Genomic DNA, 6,765 nt, shown 5'->3' with positions numbered 1-6,765 from the left:
TCAACAACCGGATCAAGGTAATCAAGCGACAAGGGTATGGGTTTACCAACATTACTAACTTCAGAGCCAGATTATTAGCAGCTTTCTGGCCTTAGTAATCCTTGATCACCATAAGTCCAGGAGAGCCACCAAATTATTATTCCTCTTCCCCCCCTCCCCGAACAAAAAGCGATCGCATCTATCCTCTCTTCCCTCGACGACAAGATCGAACTGAATCGGCGGATGAACGAAACCCTGGAGGCAATGGCACGGGCGATCTTCAAGGATTGGTTTGTGGACTTTGGTCCCACCCGCGCCAAGCAAGAGGGACGCGCCGCCTATCTGCCGGAGCCGTTGTGGTCGCTGTTTCCAGACGCGATCGATGAGGAGACGGGCTTACCAATGGGGTGGAAATTGACAAAGTTAGGCTCTATTGCAGAATCAGTCAATAGAACTGTTAACCCGACGGAAATTGATGAACAAACCCCTTACATCGGATTAGAGCATATGCCTCGTCGCTCTATAGCCTTAGAGCATTGGGAAGACGCAGGGAAAGTTACCAGTAATAAGCTTAGGTTTGAAACTGGAGAGTTTTTATTTGGAAAATTGCGGCCTTATTTTCATAAAGTAGGTATTGCACCATTAAGCGGAATTTGTTCTACAGATATTGTTGTAGTTCGTCCAAAATCTGAGGTATGGTCATCATTAGTATTAACAGCTATTTCGACTAATAATTTTGTTGAGTATACAAATTTAACATCAACTGGAACTAAAATGCCCCGAACAAGCTGGAGCATTATGGCTAAATATGAATTGCCATTACCTGATGAACACATTGTGAAACAATTTGAGTTGATGATTAAACCTTGCACAAGTCAAATAATTAGCAATATCCATCTAAGTCGTACGCTGGCTGAACTGCGCGATCGCCTTTTACCCAAGCTCATGTCTGGCGAAATTCGGGTAAAAGATGCCGAGAAACCGGTGGAGGAGGTGGTATGAGATACGATCCTGAAAAGCATCATCGGCGGTCTATTCGCCTCAAGGGATATGACTATAGCCAAGCCGGGGCATACTTTGTAACGATTTGTACTAAAGATAGGCAATGTTTATTTGGTGAAATTCATGCAGGCGATATGTTTCTCAATGATGCAGGACTAATTCTTTATGATGTATGGTATGGACTGCCCAACCATTATTTACATATAGAATTAGATGCATTCGTTGTAATGCCCAACCACATCCACGGCATCATCGTTCTATCCGACCCCCCCGTAGGGGCAGGTTTCAAACCTGCCCCTACCCCAACGACATCGGCACCAATCGCCCCTATCCCAACGACATCGGCACCAATCGCCCCTATCCCAACGACATCGACACCAATCGCCCCTATCCCAACGACATCGGCACCAATCGCCCCTACCCCAACCAAACGCCAACCCTTATCTGAAATTATTCGGGCATTCAAAACATTTTCGGCACGACGCATCAATGCCCATCAAAACACCACAGGTTATCCTGTATGGCAGCGTAATTATTACGAACACATCATCCGCAACGAAGATAGCCTCGATCGTATTCGCTAATACATTATGGACAATCCCAAAAATTGGCAGAGGGATCGGGAAAGTTCCACCGCCAACATCGTAGAAACGGGTTTCAACCCCGCCCCTACCGGCGCAAAACAACATGACGCAATCAACCGTTGGGATTGTTCTTAATGCCATGTCCTACCTCACCGAAGCTGATATTGAGCAAACGCTCCTAGAGCAACTGCAACACCTCGGCTATACTCACCTTGCCGATGTTGTTACCAATCCTGACGGTTCGCACCCAGAGCGGGAATCCTACGCTGATGTAATCTTGTCCCAACGGTTGCGAGCAGCCCTCGATCGCCTCAACCCCACCATTCCCGCCGCCGCCCGCGACGATGCCTTTAAGAAAATCATTGCCACCGAAAAACCCAACCTGATCGAAGAAAACCGCCGCCTCCACCGCGCCCTCGTTGAAGGAATCGATGTCGAGTTTTACGCCGAAGATGGAACCATTCGTGGTGATAAAGTCTACGCCATCGACTTTGCCAACCCCAGCGCGAACGATTGGCTCGTGCTGAACCAATTTACTGTCATCGAAAACGGTCACAACCGCCGCCCCGATGTCGTGGTTTTTATCAACGGGCTACCGATCGCTGTCATCGAAATTAAAAGCCCCAGCTCCGCCACCGCCACCCTCGCTGCCGCCTACAACCAACTACAAACTTACAAAACCCAAATCGCCTCCCTATTCCGCACCAACGCCCTTCTCGTGACCACCGATGGACTCACCGCCCGCATCGGCTCCCTCACCGCCGACCTAGAACGGTTCATGCCCTGGCGCACCATTGATGGCAGCGACATCGCCCCCAAGGGCACCCCCGAAATGCCAGTGCTGATCGAGGGCGTGTTTGCCAAATCGCGATTGCTCGACCTGATCCAAAACTTCACCGTCTTTGGCGACTCTGGCTCCGGCATCTGTAAAATCATCGCCGGATACCACCAATTCCACGCCGTCCAAAAAGCTGTAGCCAGCACCATCATCGCTTGTACGGGCGAGTTTGAAACCCGCCCCGACAGGAATCGCAAAGCGGGAGTGATCTGGCATACCCAAGGCTCTGGCAAAAGCCTACTAATGGCCTTTTATGTTGGGCAATTGGTGCGCCGTCCCGAACTGGAAAATCCGACGATCGTCGTCATCACCGATCGCAATGACCTCGACGATCAACTCTTTAGCACCTTTGCGATGTGCCGCGATCTGATTCGCCAAACACCCCAACAAGCCGACAGCCGCGAAGACCTGCAAACCCTCCTCAACCGCGCCTCTGGCGGCGTTGTCTTCACCACCATCCAAAAATTCGCCCCCACCAAAGGGGAAACCACCTATCCAGTGTTGAGCGATCGCCGCAATGTGATTGTCATTGCCGATGAAGCCCACCGCAGCCAATATGGATTTAAAGCCAAGGTCGATCCAAAAACGGGAGACATTGCCTACGGCTTCGCCAAATATCTGCGAGATGCCCTCCCCAATGCTTCCTTCATTGGCTTCACTGGCACCCCGATCGAAGCCGCCGATGTTAATACCCCCGCTGTATTTGGAGATTACATCGACATCTACGACATCAGCCGCGCCGTGGAAGATGGCGCCACCGTCCCCATCTACTATGAAAGCCGCCTCGCCCGGATCGATTTGCCTGAAGACCAAAAACCCCAGATTGACGCAGAGATTGAAGAACTGTTTGAAGACGAAGAACAATCGGAACGGGCCAAGCTCAATCAAAAATGGGCAACAGTTCAAGCACTTGTCGGGGCAGAGGAGCGGTTAAAGTTGGTTGCCGCCGATCTGGTCAGCCACTTTGAAAATCGGGTTGCTGCCCTCAAGGGGAAAGCCATGATCGTCTGCATGAGTCGGGCGATCTGTGTCAAGCTTTACAACCAGATTGTCGCCCTCCGCCCTGACTGGCATTCCCCCGACGATAACGAAGGAACGATCAAAATCGTCATGACGGGTTCCGCCGCCGATCCTCAAGACTGGCAGCCCCACATCGGCACCAAAGCCCGTCGCGATCTGCTGGCTAAGCGGGTTAAAGATCCTAACGATCCTCTGCAACTGGTGATTGTGCGGGATATGTGGCTCACCGGGTTTGATGCGCCCTCAATGCACACCATATATATTGATAAACCCATGAAAGGCCACAGCTTAATGCAGGCGATCGCCCGCGTCAACCGAGTCTTTCGCGATAAACCCGCTGGCTTAGTCGTAGACTATATTGGCATTGCCCAGCGGTTGAAAGAAGCCCTCCGGGACTACTCCGCCCAAGACCAGCAACAGACAGGCATTGATGAGAGAGAAGCAATCGCCCTGATGCTAGAAAAATATGATGTCGTTCGCGCCATGTTTCACGGTTTTGAGTACCAGCGGGGGTTGGCTGGAACACCTCAAGAACGGTTGGTCGTGATGGCTGAGGCGATCGAATGGATTCTCGAACAACAACACCAAGCCGCCCAGCAAGAAACCGACGACAACGCCAAAAAACAAGCCCACCGCCGCTATCAAGATGCAGTACTGGCACTCTCCAAAGCCTTTGCCCTGGCTGCTGCCAGCGACGAAGCCCGCCAGATTCGCGATGAGGTCGGTTTCTTCCAAACCATCCGCGCTGCCCTGGGTAAGGGTGGGTTTGAAACCAACCCCTACGGTAAATCTGCTGCAGAACGGGAATTTGCTGTTCAACAAATTATTGATCGGGCTGTGGTCTCCACGGAAATTGTCGATATTCTCAGTGCCGCCGGGCTATCTTCCCCCGATATTTCCATCCTCTCCGATGACTTCTTGCTGGAGATTCAGCAAATGGAGAAGAAAAATCTCGCCCTAGAAGCACTAAAACGCTTGCTGAATGATGAGATCCATTCCCACAGCCGCACCAACGTTACCGAGGAGAAAAAGTTTTCGGAGCGATTGGAGCAGGCGATCGCTCGGTACCACACCAACGCCATCAGCACTGTCGAAGTCCTACAAGAGTTAATCAATCTGGCTCAAGATATTAAAGCTGCCCGTCAACGAGGAGAAGAACAAGGACTTTCTGCTGAGGAGATCGCTTTTTATGATGCCTTAGCTGAGAATGAAAGTGCCGTTAAAATCATGGGCAACGATAGCCTAAAAATCATCGCCCATGAATTGCTGATGAGCCTGAAATCGAACGTCACTGTGGATTGGGCACACAGACAAAGTGCCCGTGCCCGTCTCCGCACCATCGTAAAGCGCATCCTGCGACGGTATGGTTATCCTCCAGACCTACAAGCTGCCGCCGTTCAAAATGTCTTACAACAAGCAGAAGCGCTATCGGCTGCATGGGTGGTTGGTGGTTCGGGTTAAATACCCTATGAGTTCTAAATATGAAGAAAACACACTCAAAATCTCACAAAGCAGGATATAGCCCTTTCGTGGGTTTGCTACAACAACAATTGTGTCCTTACCCTATTTTACAAAGAGGACTGGGGATTCCCCCGTGCTAGGTGACTAACGAAAGGGCTGTAACAAATCGTTGCAGCGGCGGAATAAAGATGGTTGATTGGAAATCTCAAGTCACTTGCCACCACTGATATCTGCCAGATATCTGCTGAATATCTGGATAGGGCTGACCGTAGCAGTTCGGGGTAGATCACCAAAATGGTCGAGGGGTGGGTCTGTCTGATTTTATTCTTGGCTACCCTGACGCATGGGCTGTCGGGCTTTGGCCTAGCGTTGGTAGCGGTGCCCCTGCTGCAGCTGGTGGTTAGCTTGCAGGTGGCAACGCCCTTGATCTCTTTGGTCTCAGGGATGACGGTGGTGGCGATGGCTTGGCGCTATCGGCATGCTTTGGAATGGGGATCCCTGCTGCGGTTGGCGGGAGGAGCTACGCTAACCATTCCCTTGGGGGTTTGGGCAGCGGCTTGCTGGGATGAACGCTGGATTGCCCTGATGTTAGGGATCCTCCTGGTTTTGTATGCCCTCTACAGACTTTTGGGGTTGCGACTGCCTGAGCTGGGATCCCCCCATTGGGCTTGGTTGTTTGGTGGGTTGTCCGGTTTTCTCTCCGGCATGGCCAATATCGGTGGCCCTCCCGCCATCATCTACGCCAACTGTCGGCGTTGGGAGCCAGAACGGTTTAAGAGCAATCTGCAGGGTCTTTTTCTGAGCAATCTAGGCACCGTCATGCTGAGCCATACCCTCCAGGGCAACTACACTCCACAGGTGTTGCGGCTGTTGGGGTTAGGGTTGCCTGCTATTGTTATCGGCTTTGTTACAGGGTTGTGGTTATCCCGCTGGATTCATCCGGTGCAATTTCGTCGTCTGGTGCTGATGTCACTGGTGGGGATTGGGCTCATGCTCCTGGGGCGGTCTTTATCAACTCTTTCGGGCCAGGGATGAGGAAGTCTCAAATAGAATCAGGACAAGATTGAGACTTGCTCAGAGGGTCAGGGTGATAAGGGCTGGATCTCAACGCGATCTCCCACCTGCAAACCCAAGCTGGCAGCAGTACCCCCACGGAATTCCAGCACCCCATCCACCAACTGCGAAGGGGGTGGCCCATAGGTTGGGCAGGGTTGAGCCGGACAGCCAGGCACATCGGCGGCAATATACACCACTTGCCCCTGGTACAGGAAAATGATGTCCAGGTTGATCAAGGTATTGAACATCCAAAAGGAAGCCGGTCGCGGCGGATCAAAGGGGAACCACATGCCCCGGTCTTCTGGTAAATCGGTGCGAAACATCAAGCCAATGCGCTGTTGTTCAGGGGTGCGAGCCACTTCCAGCTCAAAGGGTTGACCGGCGATGGTCACCTCTGCTTCTACCGTCAGTTGTTGAGGTTGCCCTGCTGCTGAAGAAGGATTGGCGGCTGCCTCGGCGACCTGCACTTGCGAGGATTCACCTGCTGAAGACGTACATCCCAGCCCGGATCCCAGTAGCAGCAAAGCCAAACTCAAGGAGCCGGTCATTTTGCGCCATTTTGCCGCCATGTTTCACCCCTTTGTCTTCTTCTGTATGCTTCATTCAAGCCATTCCTGGGCAGGCTTTATCCTAACTCGTGGGATCCTTCGGACAGAGACGGATGAGGGCCAATTGGGTAGGGATCCCTGGCAAGATTCTCTTTATCGACCTCATCGGTGCTCTTGTATACTTCCCTTTACTGCAAACCGCTGATCTGTAGCCCCCTCAAGCGCAGCGGAATCGGCCAGCCTTGGCAGGAACACCCTGAAGTCGACTCGATAGCAT

General features: G+C 51.9%; 6 protein-coding genes. 5 read left to right on the top strand and 1 reads right to left on the bottom strand.

The genetic code is table 11. The features are described 5' to 3' along the window. Positions 1–11: 11 nt before the first annotated feature. The 5 genes from JX360_RS17805 to JX360_RS01165 all read left to right on the top strand — a co-directional run bounded on the left by JX360_RS17805 (position 12) and on the right by JX360_RS01165 (position 5,919). The gene (locus tag JX360_RS17805; RefSeq protein WP_425244331.1) at positions 12–95 is read left to right on the top strand and encodes a hypothetical protein; all 84 of its coding nucleotides are present in this window, start codon (positions 12–14) and stop codon (positions 93–95) included. A 37-nt stretch (positions 96–132) separates the two neighbouring features. Beyond that, positions 133–981: a restriction endonuclease subunit S gene (locus tag JX360_RS01180; protein WP_341830511.1), complete on the top strand. Its 849-nt coding sequence runs from the start codon at positions 133–135 to the stop codon at positions 979–981. Beyond that, on the top strand, positions 978–1,565 hold the full coding sequence (locus JX360_RS01175) for a transposase (RefSeq protein WP_244348574.1): 588 nt from the start codon (positions 978–980) through the stop codon (positions 1,563–1,565). The genes JX360_RS01180 and JX360_RS01175 overlap by 4 nt, the downstream gene beginning before the upstream one ends. A 139-nt stretch (positions 1,566–1,704) precedes the next feature. Further along, positions 1,705–4,884 carry a type I restriction endonuclease subunit R gene (locus tag JX360_RS01170; RefSeq protein ID WP_244348571.1) on the top strand — a complete coding sequence of 1,060 codons (3,180 nt, stop codon included), beginning with the start codon at positions 1,705–1,707 and terminating at the stop codon, positions 4,882–4,884. 294 nt (positions 4,885–5,178) lie between these two features. Then, complete coding sequence (locus tag JX360_RS01165) at positions 5,179–5,919, top strand: sulfite exporter TauE/SafE family protein (protein WP_244348569.1); 741 nt, start codon at positions 5,179–5,181, stop codon at positions 5,917–5,919. Positions 5,920–5,966: 47 nt separating this feature from the next. Here the strand turns inward: JX360_RS01165 and JX360_RS01160 are convergent, their stop codons facing one another. Continuing rightward, complete coding sequence (locus tag JX360_RS01160) at positions 5,967–6,509, bottom strand: DUF192 domain-containing protein (RefSeq protein WP_244348566.1); 543 nt, start codon at positions 6,507–6,509, stop codon at positions 5,967–5,969. Between the last annotated feature and the right edge of the window lie 256 nt (positions 6,510–6,765).

This window comes from Thermostichus vulcanus str. 'Rupite' (genome assembly GCF_022848905.1).
Lineage (GTDB): Bacteria > Cyanobacteriota > Cyanobacteriia > Thermostichales > Thermostichaceae > Thermostichus > Thermostichus vulcanus_A.
The sequence above is the reverse complement of the archived record's forward strand: the minus strand, read 5'-3'. Positions and strand labels throughout refer to the sequence as shown.